This is a genomic window from Tibeticola sp. (assembly GCF_022759015.1).
Lineage (GTDB): Bacteria > Pseudomonadota > Gammaproteobacteria > Burkholderiales > Burkholderiaceae_C > Tibeticola > Tibeticola sediminis.
Window position 1 is genome coordinate 1 of the sequence record NZ_JAEMQB010000080.1, and the last position, 19939, is coordinate 19939.

19 protein-coding genes are annotated in these 19939 nt (G+C 65.9%); all 19 read right to left on the reverse strand.

Annotated features, from left to right (window positions below; genetic code table 11):
• Positions 1 to 109: 109 nt before the first annotated feature.
• On the reverse strand, positions 110 to 889 hold the full coding sequence (gene hisF, locus JHC36_RS04730) for an imidazole glycerol phosphate synthase subunit HisF (protein ID WP_287916494.1): 780 nt from the start codon (positions 887 to 889) through the stop codon (positions 110 to 112).
• Between the two features lie 39 nt (positions 890 to 928).
• Positions 929 to 1675, reverse strand: a complete 747-nt coding sequence (hisA, locus tag JHC36_RS04735; protein ID WP_287916497.1) for a 1-(5-phosphoribosyl)-5-[(5-phosphoribosylamino)methylideneamino]imidazole-4-carboxamide isomerase — start codon at positions 1673 to 1675, stop codon at positions 929 to 931.
• A 57-nt stretch (positions 1676 to 1732) separates the two neighbouring features.
• A complete protein-coding gene (gene hisH / locus JHC36_RS04740; RefSeq protein ID WP_287916500.1) occupies positions 1733 to 2404 on the reverse strand; it encodes an imidazole glycerol phosphate synthase subunit HisH in 672 nt (223 codons plus the stop codon).
• Between the two features lie 54 nt (positions 2405 to 2458).
• On the reverse strand, positions 2459 to 3049 hold the full coding sequence (hisB, locus tag JHC36_RS04745; protein WP_124222084.1) for an imidazoleglycerol-phosphate dehydratase HisB: 591 nt from the start codon (positions 3047 to 3049) through the stop codon (positions 2459 to 2461).
• 51 nt (positions 3050 to 3100) lie between these two features.
• Positions 3101 to 4270: a histidinol-phosphate transaminase gene (hisC, locus tag JHC36_RS04750; protein WP_287916505.1), complete on the reverse strand. Its 1170-nt coding sequence runs from the start codon at positions 4268 to 4270 to the stop codon at positions 3101 to 3103.
• Complete coding sequence (gene hisD / locus JHC36_RS04755; RefSeq protein ID WP_287916508.1) at positions 4270 to 5631, reverse strand: histidinol dehydrogenase; 1362 nt, start codon at positions 5629 to 5631, stop codon at positions 4270 to 4272. The genes hisC and hisD overlap by 1 nt, the downstream gene beginning before the upstream one ends.
• A complete protein-coding gene (hisG, locus tag JHC36_RS04760) occupies positions 5628 to 6305 on the reverse strand; it encodes an ATP phosphoribosyltransferase (RefSeq protein WP_287916510.1) in 678 nt (225 codons plus the stop codon). The genes hisD and hisG overlap by 4 nt, the downstream gene beginning before the upstream one ends.
• A complete protein-coding gene (gene murA, locus JHC36_RS04765) occupies positions 6302 to 7567 on the reverse strand; it encodes a UDP-N-acetylglucosamine 1-carboxyvinyltransferase (protein WP_287916512.1) in 1266 nt (421 codons plus the stop codon). Before murA ends, hisG begins: the two co-directional genes overlap by 4 nt.
• 2 nt (positions 7568 to 7569) lie before the next feature.
• The gene (locus tag JHC36_RS04770; protein WP_287916515.1) at positions 7570 to 7815 is read right to left on the reverse strand and encodes a BolA family protein; all 246 of its coding nucleotides are present in this window, start codon (positions 7813 to 7815) and stop codon (positions 7570 to 7572) included.
• Position 7816: 1 nt separating this feature from the next.
• Entirely contained in the window at positions 7817 to 8572 is a 756-nt protein-coding gene (locus tag JHC36_RS04775; protein ID WP_124222642.1) for an ABC transporter permease, read from the reverse strand.
• Positions 8573 to 8574: 2 nt separating this feature from the next.
• On the reverse strand, positions 8575 to 9510 hold the full coding sequence (locus JHC36_RS04780) for an ABC transporter ATP-binding protein (protein ID WP_287916518.1): 936 nt from the start codon (positions 9508 to 9510) through the stop codon (positions 8575 to 8577).
• Between the two features lie 79 nt (positions 9511 to 9589).
• The gene (locus JHC36_RS04785; protein WP_287916520.1) at positions 9590 to 9904 is read right to left on the reverse strand and encodes an STAS domain-containing protein; all 315 of its coding nucleotides are present in this window, start codon (positions 9902 to 9904) and stop codon (positions 9590 to 9592) included.
• On the reverse strand, positions 9879 to 10532 hold the full coding sequence (locus JHC36_RS04790) for an MlaC/ttg2D family ABC transporter substrate-binding protein (RefSeq protein ID WP_287916559.1): 654 nt from the start codon (positions 10530 to 10532) through the stop codon (positions 9879 to 9881). The genes JHC36_RS04785 and JHC36_RS04790 overlap by 26 nt, the downstream gene beginning before the upstream one ends.
• A 62-nt stretch (positions 10533 to 10594) precedes the next feature.
• The gene (locus JHC36_RS04795; protein ID WP_503006871.1) at positions 10595 to 11344 is read right to left on the reverse strand and encodes an MlaA family lipoprotein; all 750 of its coding nucleotides are present in this window, start codon (positions 11342 to 11344) and stop codon (positions 10595 to 10597) included.
• Positions 11341 to 11829, reverse strand: coding sequence for an outer membrane lipid asymmetry maintenance protein MlaD (gene mlaD / locus JHC36_RS04800; protein WP_287916526.1), 489 nt, complete (start codon positions 11827 to 11829; stop codon positions 11341 to 11343). Before mlaD ends, JHC36_RS04795 begins: the two co-directional genes overlap by 4 nt.
• Positions 11830 to 11838: 9 nt before the next feature.
• Positions 11839 to 12621: a lipid asymmetry maintenance ABC transporter permease subunit MlaE gene (gene mlaE / locus JHC36_RS04805; protein ID WP_124222104.1), complete on the reverse strand. Its 783-nt coding sequence runs from the start codon at positions 12619 to 12621 to the stop codon at positions 11839 to 11841.
• Positions 12618 to 13454, reverse strand: coding sequence for an ABC transporter ATP-binding protein (locus tag JHC36_RS04810; protein ID WP_287916529.1), 837 nt, complete (start codon positions 13452 to 13454; stop codon positions 12618 to 12620). Before JHC36_RS04810 ends, mlaE begins: the two co-directional genes overlap by 4 nt.
• Positions 13455 to 13548: 94 nt before the next feature.
• Complete coding sequence (locus JHC36_RS04815; RefSeq protein ID WP_287916532.1) at positions 13549 to 15015, reverse strand: glutamate synthase subunit beta; 1467 nt, start codon at positions 15013 to 15015, stop codon at positions 13549 to 13551.
• Between the two features lie 32 nt (positions 15016 to 15047).
• Positions 15048 to 19805: a glutamate synthase-related protein gene (locus tag JHC36_RS04820; protein ID WP_287916535.1), complete on the reverse strand. Its 4758-nt coding sequence runs from the start codon at positions 19803 to 19805 to the stop codon at positions 15048 to 15050.
• Positions 19806 to 19939 lie beyond the last annotated feature (134 nt).

Consider the following 19939-nt stretch of genomic DNA (forward strand, 5'->3'; position numbering starts at 1 on the left):
CGAGTAGGCGCAAAGCACAGCCGTAGCTCGGGCTACGGCGCGCATTTGCAACGCCCTCGGGCGTGTTTTGGGACGTCAAAGCGGGCATGACCGATTCCCTCTCAGCCTCTCAGATCCGCACCGTGATGCCGCGCTCGGCCATGCGCGCTTTGGCTTGGGCTACGGTGTATTCACCGTAGTGGAAGATGCTGGCGGCCAGCACCGCATCGGCGTGGCCCTGCTGGATGCCGTCGGCCAGGTCGTCGAGTGTGCCCACGCCGCCCGAGGCGATGACGGGCACGTCGACCGCGTCACTGACCGCGCGGGTGAGTTCGAGGTCGAAGCCGGCCTTGGTGCCGTCGCGGTCCATGCTGGTGAGCAGGATTTCGCCGGCGCCGAATTCGGCCATTTGCCGCGCCCAGGCCACCGCGTCGAGGCCGGTGTTTTTGCGACCGCCGTGGCTGTAGACGTCCCAGCCCTCGCCACGGTCGAGCAGGTCGGACCCATAACGGCGCTTGGCGTCGATGGCGACGACGATGCACTGCGAGCCATAGCGCGCGGAAGCGTCGCGGATGACCTGTGGGTTCGCAATGGCGGCCGAGTTGAAGCTGGTCTTGTCCGCCCCCGCGTTGAGCAGCCGCCGCACGTCTTCGACGGTGCGCACCCCGCCGCCGACGGTCAGCGGAATGAACACCTGCGACGCCACGGCTTCGATGATGGGCAGGATGAGGTCGCGGTCGTCGCTGGTGGCGGTGATGTCGAGGAAGGTGAGTTCGTCGGCACCCTGGTCGTTGTAGCGCGCGGCGATCTCCACCGGGTCACCGGCGTCGCGCAGCTCGACGAAGTTCACGCCTTTGACGACGCGCCCGCCGGTCACGTCGAGGCAGGGGATGATGCGTTTGGCGAGCATGGGAAGCTCCGGTGAATTGCGGCTTCTGACGCTGCCGATTCAGGCGCTGCCGTTGAGCGCGTCGGCGCGGGCCTGCGCGGCGGCGAAGTCGAGCGCGCCGGTGTAGATGGCGCGGCCGCAGATGACGCCCTCGATGCCCTCGTTTTCGACCGCACAGAGCGCTTCGACGTCGGCCATGCTCGAGAGGCCGCCCGAGGCGATCACGGGTATCGTGAGCCCCTGCGCGAGCCGCACCGTCGCGTCGATGTTGATGCCGGTGAGCATGCCGTCGCGGCCGATGTCGGTGTAAATGATGGACTCGACGCCCCAGTCCTCGAACTTCTTGGCGAGGTCCAAAACCTCGTGGCCGGTGAGCTTGCTCCAGCCGTCGGTGGCGACCTTGCCGTCCTTGGCGTCGAGGCCGACGATGATGTGGCCGCCGAACGCGATGCAGGCTTCCTTCAGAAAGCCCGGGTTTTTCACCGCGGCGGTGCCGATGATGACCCAGCGCAGGCCGGCGTCGATGTACTGCTCGATGGTGTCGAGGTCGCGGATGCCGCCGCCGAGTTGCACCGGGATGTCTTCGCCCACCTCGGCCAAGATGGCCTTGACCGCCGCGTGGTTCTTGGGCTTGCCGGCAAAGGCGCCGTTGAGGTCGACCAGATGCAGGCGGCGCGCGCCTTCGTCGACCCATTTGCGCGCCATGGCGGCGGGGTCCTCGCCGAAGGTGGTGGCCTGGTCCATGTCGCCTTGTTTGAGGCGCACGCAGTGGCCGTCTTTGAGATCGATCGCGGGAATGAGTTGCATGATGGGTTCAAACAGACCTCGCAGCGCCGGGCGGCCTGCGTCGGAGCGGAAACGATGTCAGGGATTCCAGTGCAGGAAGTTGCGGTAGAGGGCGAGCCCCTGGGCGGCGCTTTTCTCGGGGTGGAACTGGGTCGCAAAAATATTATCCCGGGCCACCGCAGCGGTAAAGCGACCGCCGTAGTCGGCCTCGCCCGCCGTGTGGCGCGCATCCGACGGCCGCGCGTAAAAACTGTGGACGAAATAAAACCAGCTGCCATCGGGCACACCGCTCCAGAGCGCGTGGCGTGGCTGCGTCGCAAAGACCTGGTTCCAGCCCATTTGCGGCACCTTGTAGCGGCTGCCATCCTCTTGCACCCGGCCCGCGAGGTCAAAGCGCACCACCTCGCCCGCAATCAAGCCGAGCCCCGGCGTGCCCACGCCGGCCGGCCCCTCTGCGCTGTGGTCGAGCAGCATTTGCATGCCCACGCAGACGCCGAACAGCGGCTTGCTCGCCGCGGCCTCCAGCACGGGCTCGAGCAACCCCGACGCGCGCAGCTCGCGCATGCAGTCGGGCATGGCGCCCTGCCCCGGCAGCACCACGCGGCTGGCCGCGCGCACCTGCGCGGGCTCGGCGGTGATGATGACGTTGACGCCGCTGTCGGCCGCCGCATGCAGCACGGCCTGCGCCACCGAGCGCAGATTGCCCATGCCGTAATCGACGACCGCAACCGTGTTGACTATTTTTTTCATAGCAGAAGAGGACCGAATCACGCCGGCGTCAGGCCAATTTTGTTCAAAAATTGGCTACAAAGACCCTTTGGTGGACGGCACGGCCTGCGGCGCGCGCGGGTCAAGCTCGACCGCGGCCCGCAAGGCCCGACCGAAGGCCTTGAAGACGGTCTCGGCCTGATGGTGCGCATTGGCACCGCGCAGGTTGTCGATGTGCAGGGTGACGAAGGCGTGGTTCACGAAGCCCTGGAAAAACTCATGCATCAGCTGAGTGTCGAAGCTGCCGATCATGCCGCTGGTGAACGGTACATGGGCCACGAGGCCGGGCCGGCCGGAAAAGTCGATCACCACACGCGAGAGCGCCTCGTCCAGCGGCACATAGGCATGGCCATAGCGCCGGATGCCCCGCTTGTCGCCCACGGCCTGCGCGACCGCCTGCCCGAGCGTGATGCCCACGTCCTCGACGGTGTGGTGGCCGTCGATGTGCAGATCACCCTTGGCCTCGATGTCGAGGTCGATGAGTCCGTGCCGCGCGATCTGGTCGAGCATGTGGTCGAAGAAACCGATGCCCGTGGCGAGCCGCGCGCGGCCGCTGCCATCGAGATCGATGCGGACGGTGATGTCGGTTTCCGCGGTGCGGCGGGTGACTTCGGCGGTGCGGTTCATGGCGGGGGTTCCCGGTGGATCTGAAATCAGTCGTCGTGAGGGGCCTCAACCTCAGGCGGTGGCCTGCAGGTCGGTCAGCGCGGCTTGCAGCGCCTGCAGCATCTGCGCATTTTCCTCCGGCGTGCCCACCGTCAGCCGCAGGCAGTTCGCCAGCAGCGGGTGCAGCGCCGAGACATTCTTCACCAGCACGCCGCGCGCCTTCATGCCCGCGAACACCGCATGGGCGTCGGGCACGCGGATGAGGATCATGTTGGCCTCGCTCGGCCAGACCTGCACGCCGGGCAGGCCCGCGAGCCGCTCGAGCAGCATCGCGCGCTGCGCGCGCAGCTCGGCCGCCTGCACCGCAAACACGTCGGCATGGTCGAGCGCAAACAACGCGCACTCGGCATTGAGCACGCTGACGTTGTAAGGCGGGCGCACCTTGTCGATCTGCTGCACCAGCGCCGTGGGGCCGATCAGGTAGCCCAGCCGCACGCCGGCAAGGCCAAACTTCGACAGCGTGCGCATGAGCAGCAGGTTCGGGTAGTGGTGCGGCTGCACGCGCAGGCGGTCGATCCAACTACGGCTGGAAAACGGCTGGTAAGCCTCGTCGATCACCACCAGCCCGCCCAGCCGTGCCTGCAACGCGATGAGCCGCTCCATCACGGCCTCGTCCCACAGGTTCGCGGTGGGGTTGTTGGGGTAAGCCAGATAAACGATGGCGGGCCGGTGCGCCTCGATCGCTTCGGCCATCGCCGCCTCGTCGAGCGCGAAGTCCGGCGTCAGCGGCACGCCGTGGTAGGCCAGCCCCTGGAGCTTGGCACTCATCGCGTACATCACGAAGCCGGGCTCGGGCGCGAGGATGCTCGCCCCGGGCCGGTCGCAAGCCATCGCCAAGAGCGAAATCAGCTCGTCCGAGCCGTTGCCCAACATCAGCGCATAGCCATGCCGCGGCATACCCGCATACACCGCCAGCGCCTCGCGCAGCACCTCGATCCGAGGGCCCGGGTATCGGTTGATCTCGACCGCACCGAGCCGCGCGCCGAGTTCCGCCTGCAAGGCGGGGCTGAGCCGGTATGGGTTCTCCATCGCGTCGAGCTTGATGAGGCCGCGCGCATCCTGCACCGCGTAGGCGTGCATCCCCTGCACATCGGCGCGCAGCACGCGTTGCGCGTAGTCCTCGGGCTGGAGCGGCACGCCGCTCGCCGCCGGGTGGTCTGGGGCAGTCCAAGGCGTCCCCATCACCGCGGCTCCCGCATCGGGGGCACCTCGCGCAGGCGCAGTTCGGCCGCGCGCGCATGGGCCTGCAGTCCTTCGCCGTAGGCGAGTTCGGCCGCAAGGGTGCCGAGCGCCTGCGCGCCGGCTTCGCTCACCTCGATCAAGCTGCTGCGCTTTTGAAAGTCGTACACCCCCAACGGCGAGCTGAACCGCGCCGTGCCGCTGGTGGGCAACACATGGTTCGGGCCGGCGCAATAGTCGCCCAGGCTTTCGCTGGTGTAGGCCCCGAGGAAGATCGCGCCGGCGTGCCGCAGCAGCGGCTCCCAGCGATGCGGCTCGCGGCTCGAGACTTCGAGATGCTCGGGCGCGATGCGGTTGCTGATGGCGCAGGCCTCTTCCATGCTGCGCGTCTGAATCAGCGCCCCCCGGTCGTTGAGGCTCTTGGCGATGATGGCCGCGCGCGGCATCAAAGGCAGCAGCCGGTCGATCGCGGCCTGCACCGCGTCGATGTAGGCCGCATCGGGGCACAGCAGGATGCTCTGCGCCAGTTCGTCGTGCTCGGCCTGGCTGAACAAATCCATCGCCACCCATTCCGGCGGCGTGCTGCCATCGGCCAGCACCAGGATCTCGCTCGGCCCCGCGATCATGTCGATGCCGACCACGCCGAACACGCGCTTCTTCGCACTCGCCACATAGGCGTTTCCGGGGCCCGTGATTTTGTCCACCTTCGGCACCGTGGCAGTGCCGTAGGCCAGCGCCGCCACCGCCTGCGCACCGCCGATCGTGAAGCCCCGCGTCACCCCCGCCACATAGGCCGCGGCCAGCACCAGCGGATTTTTCTCGCCGCGCGGCGTCGGCACCACCATGATGATTTCGCCCACACCGGCGACGTGCGCGGGGATGGCGTTCATCAGCACACTGCTCGGGTAGGCGGCCTTGCCGCCGGGCACGTAGATGCCCACGCGGTCCAGCGGCGTGACCTTCTGGCCCAGCAGCGTGCCGTCCTCGTCGCGGTACGACCAGCTCTCGCCCGCCGCCCGCCGCTGCGCCTCGTGGTAGCGGCGCACCCGATCGGCCGCAGCCCGCAAAGCGCTGCGCTGCACCTCGGGCAAGGAGTCGAACGCGGCGCGCAGTTCGTCTTGACTCAGTTCGAGCGCCGCCATCTCGGCCGCATCGAGGGCGTCGAAGCGGCGCGTGTAATCGAGCACCGCTGCATCGCCGCGCAAGCGCACGTCGGCCAGGATGTCCGCCACCCGCTGCTCGATGGCCGCATCGGTCTCGGCCGACCAATGCAGGCGCGCGGCGAAGGCCGCCTCGAAACCGGCATCGCTCGTGGACAGACGCAGCGGCCGCGCGGTCGGCATCGGGTTCGTTGCGGTACTCATGCCTGGCACTCCCGTTCGGATATGGCCGCGGCCATCGCGTCGATGAGCGAGCGGATGCGTTCCCGCTTGAGCTTGAGCGCCGCGGGGTTGACGACGAGCCGCGAGGAAATGTCCATGATGCGCTCGACCTCGACCAAGTGATTGGCTTTGAGCGTGTTGCCGGTGGAGACCAGATCGACGATCGCGTCGGCCAGTCCGGTCAGGGGGGCGAGTTCCATGCTGCCGTAGAGCTTGATGAGGTCGACATGCACGCCCTTTTCGGCGAAGAAGTCGCGCGCAATCGCGGTGTATTTGGTGGCCACGCGCAAGCGCGAGCCCTGGCGCACCGCGGCGCGGTAATCGAAGCCTTCGGGCACGGCCACGCTGACCCGGCAGCGCGCGATGCCCAGATCCAAAGGCCGGTAGAGCCCCCCGCCGGTCAACCCCTGGCCCCACTGGGCGGTGTGCTCGATCAAAGTGTCCAGCCCCGCCACGCCGAGGTCGGCGCCGCCATATTCCACATAGGTCGGCACGTCGGTGGCCCGCACGAGGACGACGCGCACATCGGGCTGATTCGTCGCCAGGATGAGCTTGCGGGAGGTATTGGGATCTTCGGCAACCTCGATGCCCGCGCGCGCGAGCAGCGGCAGCGTCTCGTCGAAGATTCGACCTTTGGAGAGAGCGAGTGTGATCATGAAATGCGCTCGATGTCGGCCCCGAGGGCACGCAGTTTGACTTCCATGCGGTCGTAGCCGCGATCGAGATGGTAGATGCGCTCGACGAGCGTCTCGCCATCGGCGACGAGGCCGGCAATCACCAGGCTCGCCGAGGCCCGCAGGTCGGTGGCCATCACGGTCGCACCCGACAGCCGCGGAACGCCTTCGATCAAAGCGACCTTGCCGTCGATCTGAATGCGCGCCCCCAGCCGCACGAGTTCATTGACGTGCATGAAGCGGTTCTCGAAGATGGTCTCGGTCACCTTGGCCGCGCCTTCGGCAATGCAGTTGAGCGCCATGAACTGCGCCTGCATGTCGGTCGGAAAGCCCGGGTATTCCGTGGTGCGAAAGCTCTGCGCCCGCATGCGGCCCTGCGAGCGCAGGTGGATCCACCCTGGCCCGCACGCCACCTCGGCGCCAGCGTCGCGCAGCTTTTCGATGACGGCGTCGAGATGCTCCCCGCGCGCGTCGCGCAGTCGAATGTCGCCACCCGTCGCCGCTGCCGCGCACAAGAAGGTACCGGCCTCGATGCGATCGGGAACGACCGTGTGCACGCAACCGTGCAGCCGGTCGACGCCCTGGATGCGGATACGGCTCGTTCCATGGCCCTCGATCCGCGCACCCATGGCGATCAACATCTCCGCCAGGTCGACGACCTCAGGCTCCTGGGCGGCGTTTTCGAGCAGGGTTTCACCCTCGGCCAAAGTGGCCGCCATCATCAGGTTTTCGGTGCCCGTCACCGTGACCATATCGGTCACGATGCGCGCGCCGTGCAGCCGCGAGCGGCCGCGCGGCAGCCGGGCCAGCATGTAGCCGTGCTCGACATCGATCTGCGCGCCCATGGCCTGCAAACCCTTGATGTGCTGATCCACCGGCCTCGACCCGATCGCGCAGCCACCGGGCAGCGAGACGGTCGCCTCCCCAAAGCGCGCCAACAACGGCCCCAAAGCCAGCACCGAGGCCCGCATGGTTTTCACGAGTTCGTAGGGCGCCTCGGGCGTGGTCAGCGCTGCCGCGTCGATCTGCACCGTCGTTCCGTCGACACGCTCGGCCTGCACCCCCATGTTGGCAATCAGCCGCAGCATGGTTGCGACGTCCTGCAATTGCGGCACGTTGTGCAGCCGCACCGGCTCGTCGGTCAACAGGGCCGCGCAGAGTTCGGGCAGGGCCGCGTTCTTCGCGCCCGCGATCGACACCTCGCCTTCGAGCCGACGCCCTCCGCGTATGAGCAATCGCTGCATCCTCAGCCACCCTGCCTTGCTGCCCACTCGGCGGGCGTCCAGGTTTTGAGCGACAGCGCATGGACTTCGTCCTTGGCGATCCGGTCGCCCAGCGCCGCATACACCCGCTGATGGCGCGCGATGCTGCGCAGCCCTTCGAAGGCCGGCGAGACGACGATGGCGCTCCAGTGTCGTCCGTCCCCTTCGACATGGACAAAATCGCAGGGTAGGCCCGCGCGGATGAGGCGTTCGATTTCGGATGCGGTCATTTCAGTAACGAATTTTGTACCCCACGCGCAGCAGCCGCAGCGACCAGCCGGCGACCAGGATCAGCGCGAGCACGACGACGGCGAGGCTGCGCCAGGGCGAGACATCGCTGATGCCAAAAAAACCATAGCGGAAGCCATCGATCATGTAGAAAAACGGATTGAGGTGGCTCACCGATTGCCAAAACGGCGGCAGCGTGTGCACCGAGTAGAACACGCCCGACAAAAAGGTCATGGGCATGATGACGAAGTTCTGAAATGCGGCCATCTGGTCGAATTTCTCGGCCCACAGCCCCGCAATCAAGCCCAAGCTCCCGAGCAAAGCCGAGCCCAGCACGGCAAACACCACGATCCAGCCCGGTGCCACGAAACTTGGCATCGCGAACACCGAGGTCGCCGCAAACACGCCCAAGCCCACCACCAGACCCCGCAGAACCGAGGAGCCGACATAAGCGACGAACCATTCCCAATGCGACAGGGGCGTGAGCAACAGAAACACGAGGTTCCCCATGATCTTGCTCTGGATCAGGCTCGACGAACTGTTCGCGAAGGCATTTTGCAGAATGCTCATCATCACCAACCCGGGCACGAGAAACGCACCATAAGCCAGGCTGCCGTAGACACGCACATGGTCTTCGAGCACATGCGCAAAGATCAGCATGTAGAGCAGGGCCGTGAGCACGGGCGCGGCGATGGTCTGGAAGCCAACCTTCCAGAAACGCAACACCTCCTTGTAGAGTAGGGCTCGCCAACCGGTCATCTTCATGAAACCTCTGCGGCCAAGCGGTGCTGGCCCATGATTTGCAAAAACACTTCTTCCAGATCGGCCTTACGGATCTCCACATCCTGCGCATGCAGGCCCGCCTCGCGCACGGCCGCCAGATACCGCTCGATTTCGAGCGCATCCTGCGCGGGAAACTGCACCACGCGGCCGGTCACCCGCGCCAGGCGGGCCAGCTCGGGCGGCAGGCTGCCATCGATCGTGAACCGCAGCACATGGCTCGAGGCCGACCGCAACAGATCGGACGTGCGCTCGAGCGCCACGACACGCCCGTCCTTGAGCATGGCGATACGGCCGCACAAGGCCTCGGCCTCGTCCAGATAGTGGGTCGTCAAGAGCACGGTATGCCCCTCGCGGTTGAGCCGCGAGACGAACTGCCACAGCGTCTGCCGCAGTTCGACGTCGACCCCCGCGGTGGGCTCGTCGAGCACGATCACCGGCGGCTTGTGCACCAATGCCTGAGCGACCAGCACCCGCCGCTTCATGCCGCCCGAGAGCTGGCGCATATTGGCGTTCGCCTTGTCGGCCAGACCGAGGCCGACGAGCAACTCCTCGATCCAGGCCTCGTTGTCGCGCACGCCAAAGTACCCGGACTGAAAGCGCAGCGTCTCGATGACGTTGAAGAACGGGTCGAACACCAGTTCCTGTGGCACCACGCCGAGCAGCTTGCGCGCCTGGGCGTAATCTCGCTGCACGTCGTACCCGAGCACGCGCACGCTGCCCGAAGTCGCCCGCGCCAAGCCCGCGAGAATGCTGATCAGCGTCGTCTTGCCCGCCCCATTGGGGCCGAGCAGGCCGAAGAATTCGCCCGCCTCGATGTCGAAGCTCACGCCGTCGAGCGCGCGCAATGCCGCGCCCGACCCGCGTGCAGCGGGAAACACTTTGGTGACCGAATCGAACGAGACCGCGGCGGGCATGGGATCAAAAACTCAAAATTCTAGGGCGCTCGGCGCCGCACGCCTGCGCGCATACCGAAGCGACGTCGGCGCAGAGGGTTCACCCGCCGACGGACGCGTGCTCCGGCAGCAGCTCCGCGACGCCGTAGACCTGCGCGAGCAGGCGGGCCTTGGCGGGCAGATGCGCGACCGCAAAGCCCTTGTTCAGCGCCCGCGCCTGCCGCCGCAACTCCAGCAGCACGGCGAGCGCAGACGAGTCGAACTGACCGAGATCGCGCGCGTCGACCACCACGGTTGCCTCGGGCGTCGCGCGCACGGACGACACGAGCGAACGCAAGACGCTGCGCGCGTTCTGATGGGTCAGGGCTGGGGGCAGCCGCAAGCCCAGGTCAACCTTTACGCGATCCACCGGCATTGGCTTTGTTGCGTTCCGCCAAAGAGGCGATCAGGCCGTCGATGCCTTTGGCATTGATCTCCTGGGCAAACTGCCCCCGGTAGGTGTCGACCAGCCAGACCCCCATGACGTTGAGGTCGTAAATCTTCCAGCCTGGGCCTTCGCCGGGCACCTTCTCGAGGCGATAGTCGAGCTGCACCGGGTCGCCCTTGCCGCCCCGGATTTCGCTGCGAACCACCACCTCTTTGTCCTGCGCAGAGGCACGCATGGGCTTGAGCACGATTTGTTGATCACTGACCTGCGTCAGCGCACCCGCGTAGGTCCGCACCAGCAGCGTCTTGAACTCTTGCTGCAGCCGCTGGCGCTGCTCAGGCGTGGCCTTGCGCCAGGCGGGCCCGACGGCCGAGGCCGTCATGCGCTGAAAGTCCACATACGGCATGATTTTGCTGTCGACCAAAGCGATGATCTTCGCGATATCCCCGCTCTGCAGTGACTTGTCCGCGCGGATCGTGTCGAGCACCTCGTTCGACACGCGCAGGATGAATTGATCCGGCGCCTCTTCAGCCGCGTGCGCCGCCAGCGCCCCCGCGGCTCCCGCGACGCCCAGAGCGATGCCGCCGCAGCGGCGAACGAAATCACGGCGATTCATGAACATGGCAGCTCCTTCAGGTTGCACAGGCGGCCGGGGCGGTCCCAAGCGGTCATCCCGGTTTAGGGTTGGGTGGCCTCGGCCGGCTCCTCGGTCGGCGCATCCGGTGGTGGTGGCGCGCCATCGAACACATCGTTTTGGCGTTTTTGCAGATAAATGTCACGCGTAAAGCTGTAGCGGTCGAGTGCGGCCTCGTCCAGCATGCGCGTGGCTTGCAGCAACTGCGCCCGGGTTTGCACCACATCGAGCGCAATCAAGCTGTTGCGGGTCGGCACATGGTCGGCCTGGCGAACCGGATCTGCTTTCACGTCGACCGTCAAGCGCGCCGCGGCGTCGCGCACCGTCGAGGGGCCCATGAGCGGCAGCACCAAATAAGGCCCGCTCGGCACGCCCCAGCGGCCCAGGGTTTGACCGAAATCCTCGTGCCGCGACTCGATACGCATCTCGCTGGCGATATCGATCAGCCCGAAGACGCCCCACAGCGTATTGATGTTGAAGCGGAAAAAACTGTCCATCGCCTCCGCCGGCTTGCCTTGCAGCAACTGGTTCACGAACGACCAGCCGTCGGCGAGGTTGTTGAAGAAGTTGCGCACGCCCGTACGCACGGGCCGGGGCGTGATGTCCGTGTAGGCCGTGGCCACCGGTTGCAGCACCGTGCGGTCGACCGCGTCGTTGAAGGCAAAAACGCTGCGGTTGAGTGGCTCCAGCGGGTCGCGCGGGTCGGCGCCGGGCCCATGCGCACAGCCCGCCAGCACCATCGCGGCCGCAAGGATGAGCAAACGCGCCGGGTGACGGAGGACCGGCATGCTCATTTCTTCGCCCCACTCGCGCCGCCGTCGCCGGCTTCGGCTGCCTTGTTGAACAGCACCTGCCCGATGAGGTTTTCGAGCACGAGCGCCGACTGGGTCGAGCTGACCGTGTCGCCGTCGGCCAAAACCTGATCGGAAGCCCCGGGCTCGATCCCCACATACTGCTCGCCCAAAAGGCCGCTGGTGAGGATTTTCAGCGAGCTGTCTTTGGGAAACGCGTAGCGCTTTTGCATCGACAAGGTCACACGCGCTTGGTAGGTCTGGTCGTCGAAGCCGATGTCCTCGACCCGGCCGACGACGACACCGGCGCTCTTGACCGCTGCTTTGGGCTTGAGGCCGCCGATGTTGTCGAACTTGGCTTGGACGCGGTAGTTCGCCTCGAAATTGAGATTGAGCAGATTGGCAGCCTTGAGCGCCAGGAACAGCACGGCGGCCAGACCCAGCATCACGAACAGACCCACCCAGACATCGTTTTTCGAACGCTCCATGCGATTTCCTCAAAGACTGAACATCAGCAGGGTGAGAATGACGTCCAACCCCAGCACCGACAGAGAAGCCACGACCACCGTGCGGGTGGTCGCCTGTGACACGCCTTCGGGCGTCGGCAGGGCCTCGTAGCCCTGCAGCAGCGCGATGAAGGTCACCGCGATGCCAAAGACGAAACTCTTGATGACGCCGTTGCCCACATCGCTCCAGACATCGACGCCGCCCTGCATCTGACTCCAAAAAGCACCGGCATCGATTCCGATCATGGGTACGGCCACGAGCCAGCCCCCGATGACACCGACGGCACTGAAAACCGCCGCGAGCAGCGGCATGGCGATGATGCCCGCCCAAAACCGGGGCGCCAGTATGCGCCGCTCGGGGTCGACCGCCATCATTTCCATGGCCGAGAGCTGCTCGCCCGAACGCATGAGGCCGATTTCGGCCGTCAGCGACGCCCCGGCCCGACCGGCATACAAGAGTGCCGTCAGCACTGGCCCGAGCTCGCGCACCAGCGACAAGGTGACCAGCAGCCCCACCGCCTCGGCCGAGCCATAGCGTTGCAGCGTGTTGTAGCCCTGCAGCCCGAGCACGAAGCCGACGAACAAGCCGGAGACCGAGATGATCGCCAGCGACTGGTTGCCGAGGAAAAAGATCTGGTCGCGCACCAGTCCAAAGCGCCGCATCGCCGCCCCGAACATCAGGGTCAAGCGCAGCAGCAGCCGCGTGCCGTCGCCCCAGCCCGCGAGCACGCGGCGGGTCGCATAGCCGACATCGGCGGGGCGATACCAACTCATCGGTCGAGCTCCTCGAGGCGCATCGCCGAACGATCAAAGTCTTCGGCAATGCTGACGGCGGGGTAGTGGAAGCGGACCGGCCCGTCGGGCAGCCCCTTGACGAACTGGACCACCAGAGGATCGGAAGACTCGCGCACTTCGTCGGGCGTGCCTTGCGCGATCACCTGCCCGTTGGCAAGGATGATGACGTGGTCCGAAATGCGGAAGGTTTCGGGAATTTCATGCGACACCAGCAGACTCGTCATGCCCAGCGTGTCGTTGAGCTGGCGGATCAGCCGCGCCGCGGTGCCCAGCGCGATCGGATCGAGGCCGGAAAACGGCTCGTCGTACATGACGAGGTCGGGGTCGAGCGCAATCGCGCGCGCCAGCGCCACGCGCCGGTTCATACCGCCCGAGATTTCCGAGGGCATCAGATGGCGCGCCCCGCGCAGCCCGACCGCGTCGAGCTTCATCAAGACGATGTCGCGAATCAATGCCTCGGGCAGATCGGTGTGCTCGCGCAGCGGGAAGGCCACGTTGTCGAACACGTTGAGATCGGTGAAGAGCGCACCGAACTGGAACAGCATGCCCATGCGCCGACGCGCGGCGTAGAGGCGCTGCGCATCCATGCGGGTGACGTCCTCACCGTCGAACAGCAGCTCGCCCTTTTGCGCCCGATACTGCCCCCCGATGAGCCGCAGCGTGGTCGTCTTTCCACCCCCGGTCACGCCGAGCAAGGACGTCACTTTGCCCCGCGGAATCGTCAAGGAAATGTCGTTGAGCACGGTGCGTTCCCCGTAGCCGAAGCTCAGGTGGCGCAACTCGACGAGTGGAGGGGAAGCAGGGGTGGACATAAACAACAAAAAGGCCGGACAGTCGCCGGCCTTTCGATGATAAGGCAATCCGGGAAACCCCGGGGGTGCGCCAGCCATCCCCGGGATTCACGGTTCAGCGCGGCAAGACGCTGTGGCCCATGAGGTGCTTGTCGATCGCGTGGGCGGCCTGCCGGCCCTCGCGGATCGCCCAGACCACCAGCGACTGACCGCGGCGCATGTCACCCGCCGCGAAGACGCCGGGCACGTTGGTCGCGTAGCCGTGCTCTTCATCGGTCGTGGCCTTGGCGTTGCCGCGGGCGTCCCGCTCGACCCCGAACGCCTCGAGCACGCTCGCGAGCGGGTGCACGAAACCCATGGCCAACAGCACGAGGTCGGCCTTCCAAACCTGCTCGGTGCCGGGAATCTCGACGAGCTTGCCGTCCTTCATCTCGACCCGCACGGTCTGCACGCCGGTGACTTTGCCCTTTTCGCCCAGGAAGGCCTTGGTGAGGATCGCAAATTCCCGCTCGCAGCCCTCTTCGTGGCTCGAACTCGTGCGCAGCTTGATCGGCCAGTAGGGCCAGACCAGCGGCTTGTTCTCTTTTTCCGGCGGGCGCGGCATCACTTCGAATTGGGTGACGCTCAAGGCGCCTTGCCGGCGGCTCGTGCCCACGCAGTCGCTGCCGGTGTCGCCGCCGCCGATCACGATCACATGCTTGCCCTTGGCCGAAATCTGCCCCTTGAGCTTGTCGCCGGCATTCGCCTTGTTCTGCTGCGGCAGGAATTCCATCGCGAAATGGATGCCGGCGAGTTCACGGCCCGGGACCGGCAGGTCCCGAGGCTGCTCGGAGCCGCCGGCGAGCAGCACGGCATCGTACGCGCTGCGGATGTCCTCGGGCGCCACGCGTTCCTTGGCATCGTTGGGCACCTTGGCATCTTCCGGCAACGAGCCGACGACCACGCCGGTCCGAAACTCGACGCCTTCGGCCTGCATCTGCTGGACGCGCCGGTCGATGTGCGATTTTTCGAGCTTGAAGTCCGGGATGCCATAGCGCAGCAGCCCACCCACCCGGTCGCTCTTTTCGAACACGGTCACCGCATGACCCGCGCGCGCGAGCTGCTGGGCGGCCGCCAGGCCCGCAGGCCCGGAGCCGACGATGGCCACTTTCTTACCGGTCTTGTGCGCCGCAGGCTCGGGCTGCACCCAGCCCTCGGCCCAGGCGCGGTCGATGATGGCGTGCTCGATGCTCTTGATGCCCACCGCGTCGTCGTTGATGTTGAGGGTGCAGGCCGCCTCGCAGGGCGCCGGGCAGATGCGGCCGGTGAACTCGGGGAAGTTGTTGGTGCTGTGCAGCACCTCGATCGCCCGATGCCAGTCGCCCTGATAAACCAGATCGTTGAAGTCCGGAATGATGTTGTTGACCGGGCAGCCGTTGTTGCAAAACGGCGTGCCGCAGTCCATGCAACGCGCAGCCTGGATCTTGGCTTGCTGCTCATCGAGCCCGATGACGAACTCGCGGTAGTTCTTGAGCCGCTCCGGCACGGGCTGGTAGCCCTCTTCGAGCCGGTGGTATTCCATGAAACCGGTGACTTTTCCCATGATGGTGAACCTTCCTCGAACGATGCACGGGCTTAGCGACTGCCAGCCACTTCTTTTTCAGGAGCAGCCGGAGCCGATTTGGCACCGGCTTGCTGGCTCTTTTTGGCATGAAGCTCAGCCAAGGCCCGCTTGTATTCGTTCGGGAACACCTTGACGAACTTCTCGCGGGACTGCGCCCAGTTGTCGAGCAGTTCGCGCGCGCGCCGGCTGCCGGTCCAGCGGTGGTGTTCCTCGAGCAGTTTGCGCAGCTGCGCCTCGTCGGTCTGGCCACGGTGCCAGATGGCGCGGTCGACGCGGGCTTCCTGCTCGGCAGCGGGCAGGACCTTCTCGAGACTCACCATCGCCGTGTTGCAGCGCTTGGCGAACAAGCCATCTTCGTCATAGACATAGGCCACACCGCCGCTCATCCCAGCCGCGAAGTTACGGCCGGTCTTGCCCAGCACCGCCACCGTGCCGCCGGTCATGTATTCGCAGCCATGGTCGCCCGTGCCTTCGACGACGGCCGTCGCGCCGGACAGACGCACGGCGAAGCGCTCGCCGGCCACACCACAGAAATAGGCTTCGCCCGAGGTCGCGCCATACATCACCGTGTTGCCGACGATGATGTTGCCGGTTGCCTCGCCGCGGAAATCCAGGCTGGGTCGCACGACGACGCGGCCGCCCGAGAGGCCTTTGCCGGTGTAATCGTTGGCCTCACCGATCAGGTAGAGCGTGATGCCCGGAGCCAGGAACGCACCAAACGACTGGCCGCCAGTGCCTTCGAGCTGGATGCGGATCGTGTCGTCGGGCAGGCCCTCGGGCCGCACCTTGGTCAAAGCGCCGGAGAGCATGGCGCCGACCGAGCGGTGGACGTTGCGCACCACTTCCATGAACTGCACCTTTTCGCCGTGGTCGATGGCGGCGCGCGCCTTGGCGATCAGGATGTTGTCAAACGACTTCTCGAGGCCGTGCTCTTGCTCGTCCGTGTGGTAGCGCGGCGCCTCGACCTTGAGGGCCGGACGCGCGAGCAGGCGGCTGAAGTCGAGCCCACGCGCCTTCCAGTGCTCGACGGCGCGGCGCGTGTCGAGCAAGTCGCTGCGGCCGACGAGTTCGTCGAAGGTGCGGATACCGAGCTGCGCCATGATCTGCCGCGCCTCTTCGGCGACGAAGAAGAAATAGTTGACGACATGCTCGGGCTTGCCCTGGAATTTGCGCCGTAGCACCGGGTCCTGCGTCGCCACGCCCACCGGACAGGTGTTGAGGTGGCATTTGCGCATCATGATGCAGCCCTCCACCACCAGCGGCGCCGTGGCAAAGCCGAACTCATCGGCACCCAGCAGCGCGGCGACGACGACATCGCGGCCGGTCTTCATCTGCCCGTCGGTCTGCACGCGGATGCGCGAGCGCAATCCGTTGAGCACCAGGGTCTGCTGGGTTTCGGCAAGGCCGATTTCCCAGGGGCTGCCCGCGTGCTTGATCGACGACCAGGGCGAGGCGCCGGTGCCGCCGTCATGCCCGGCGATCACCACGTGGTCGGCCTTGCACTTGGCCACCCCCGCGGCGATGGTGCCGACGCCGGTTTCCGACACCAGCTTGACGCTGATGCTCGCGTGCGGTGCGACGTTTTTCAGGTCGTGGATGAGCTGGGCCAGGTCTTCGATCGAGTAAATGTCATGGTGCGGCGGCGGCGAGATCAAACCCACACCCGGCACCGAGTGCCGCAGGCGACCGATGTATTCAGACACCTTGCCGCCGGGCAGTTGGCCGCCCTCGCCCGGCTTGGCGCCCTGGGCCATCTTGATCTGGATTTGATCGGCACTGACCAGGTATTCGACCGTGACGCCAAAGCGCCCCGAAGCCACCTGCTTGATGCGCGAACGCAGCGAATCGCCGTCTTCGAGTGGAATGTCGACCTCGACCACATCGGCGCCCAGAATGCTCTTGAGCGTCTCGCCCTTGCGGATCGGGATGCCCTTGAGCTCGTTGCGGTAGCGCGCCGGGTCCTCGCCGCCCTCGCCCGTGTTGCTCTTGCCGCCGATGCGGTTCATGGCGATGGCCAAGGTCGCATGGGCTTCGGTGGAAATCGACCCGAGCGACATCGCACCGGTCGCGAAGCGCTTGACGATTTCCTTGGCCGGCTCGACCTCGTCGATCGGGATCGCCTTGCTGGGATCGACTTTGAAATCGAACAGCCCGCGCAGCGTCATGTGCCGACGGTTTTGGTCGTTGATGAGTTGGGCGTATTCCTTGTAGGTCTGCCAGGAGTTCGCACGCGTCGCGTGCTGCAGCCGGGCGATCGCGTCCGGCGTCCACATGTGTTCTTCGCCGCGCGCACGCCAGGCATATTCGCCGCCGACATCGAGCGCGTGGGCCAGCAAGGGGTTGTCGCCAAAAGCGTCGCGGTGCATGCGGATCGCTTCCTCTGCGATCTCGAACACGCCGATGCCTTCGACGCGGCTGGCCGTCCCGGTGAAGTACTTGTCGATGGTCGCGCTGTTGATGCCGATGGCCTCGAACAGCTGGGCGCCGCAGTAGCTCATGTAGGTGGACACGCCCATCTTCGACATGATCTTCGACAGACCCTTGCCCACCGCCTTGATGTAGTTGGCGATCGCCTTTTCGGCCGAGAGCTCGCCCGGCAGATCCTGGTGGATGGCGGCGATGGTCTCGAGCGCGAGATACGGGTGGACGGCTTCCGCGCCGTAGCCGGCGAGCACGGCGAAGTGATGCACCTCCCGCGCGCTACCCGTCTCGACGACCAGGCCGGTGCTGGTGCGCAAGCCCTCGCGCACCAGATGCTGGTGCACGGCCGAGAGTGCCAGCAGCGCTGGAATCGCGACCTGCCCCGGCGCGACGCTGCGATCGCTGAGAATCAGGATGTTCTTGCCACCCCGGATGGCATCGACCGCGGCTGCGCACAGCGAGGCGAGCTTGGCCTCGACGCCCTCATGCCCCCAGGCGAGCGGGTAGGTGATGTCGAGCACTTCGGAGCGGAATTTGCCGTGCGTGTGCCGCGCGATGTCGCGCAGCTTCGCCATGTCGGCGAAGTCGAGCACGGGCTGGCTCACCTCAAGACGCATCGGCGGGTTGACCTGGTTGATGTCGAGCAGGTTGGGCTTGGGGCCGATGAAGGACACCAGCGACATCACGATCGCCTCGCGGATCGGGTCGATCGGCGGGTTGGTCACCTGCGCAAACAGCTGCTTGAAATAGTTGTAGAGCGGCTTGTTGCGGTCACTCAGCACAGCCAGCGGGCTGTCGTTGCCCATGGAGCCGATGGCTTCTTCGCCGGCTTGGGCCATGGGGGCGAGCAAGAACTTCAGGTCTTCCTGGGTGGTGCCGAAGGCCTGCTGGCGGTCGAGCAACGCAATGTCCGACGGCGGCGCGACGCTGCCGGGCACTTCCGCGGGCAGATCATCGAGGCGGATGCGCAGGTTTTCGATCCACTGCTTGTAGGGCTTGGCGTTGGCGAGGTTGGCCTTGAGCTCGTCATCGTCGATCATGCGACCCTGTTCGAGGTCGATCAGGAACATCTTGCCGGGCTGCAGGCGCCACTTGCGCACGATCTTGCTCTCGGGCACGGGCAGCACGCCCGCCTCGGAAGCCATGATGACCATGTCGTCGTCGGTGACGCAATAGCGCGCTGGGCGCAAGCCGTTGCGGTCGAGCGTGGCGCCGATCTGGCGGCCGTCGGTGAACACGATGGCGGCTGGGCCGTCCCAGGGCTCCATCATGGCCGCGTGGTACTCATAGAACGCGCGGCGGCGCTCGTCCATCATCGTGTGCTGCTCCCACGGCTCGGGAATCATCATCATCACGGCCTGGCTGATCGGGTAGCCGGCCATGGTGAGCAGTTCGAGGCAGTTGTCGAAGGTGGCGGTATCGGACTGATCCGGGAAGCTGATCGGGTAGAGCTTCTTCAGGTCCGCGCCCAACACCGGAGAGGACATCACGCCTTCGCGCGCCTTCATCCAGTTGTAGTTGCCGCGCACGGTGTTGATTTCGCCGTTGTGCGCCACATAGCGGTACGGGTGCGCCAGCGGCCACTCGGGGAAGGTGTTGGTCGAGAAACGCTGGTGCACGAGACCCAGGGCCGAAACGCAGCGCGGGTCGCGCAGGTCTTCGTAATAGGTGCCCACCTGGTCAGCCAGCAGCAGGCCCTTGTAGATGACCGTGCGGCTGCTCATGCTGGGCACGTAATACTCTTTGCTGTGCTTGAGCCCGAGGCGCTGAATGGCGGCGCTCGCGGTCTTGCGGATGACGTAGAGCTTGCGCTCGAGCGCGTCCTGGACGATGACATCGTCGCCGCGGCCGATGAACACCTGGCGCAGCACCGGCTCCTTCTCACGCACGGTGGGCGACATCGGCATCTCGCGGTTGACCGGCACGTCGCGCCAACCGAGCAAGACCTGGCCCTCGGCGCGGATGGCGCGCTCGAGTTCTTGCTCGCAGGCCAGGCGCGAGGCGTGCTCCTTGGGCAGGAAGATCATGCCGACGCCGTACTCACCGGGCGGCGGCAGGGTCACCCCGATGCTGCCGTCCGGCGCGATGCCTTTGGCGGCCATTTCCTCGCGGTAGAGCTGGTCGGGGATCTGCAGCAGAATGCCGGCCCCGTCGCCCATGAGCTTGTCAGCCCCGACCGCACCCCGGTGGTCGAGGTTTTCGAGGATCTTCAGCGCCTGCTCGATGATGGCGTGCGATTTCTGCCCTTTGATGTGCGCCACGAAACCGACGCCACAGGCATCATGTTCTTGCGACGCCTGATACAGGCCCTGTTGTTCAAAGTCTTCACGCTCGGCTGCCGTGGTCATGGCGCACTCCTTGGAGAAAAAAGCAGGGCCCCGAGTTTAGTGCAGCGCAGCAGTTTCCCATGAAAAATAAAACGGGGTCAGAGTGAAATAAAGTTCCCAATGACTGGCCCGCGGTCGAATTTAGGGACATATCA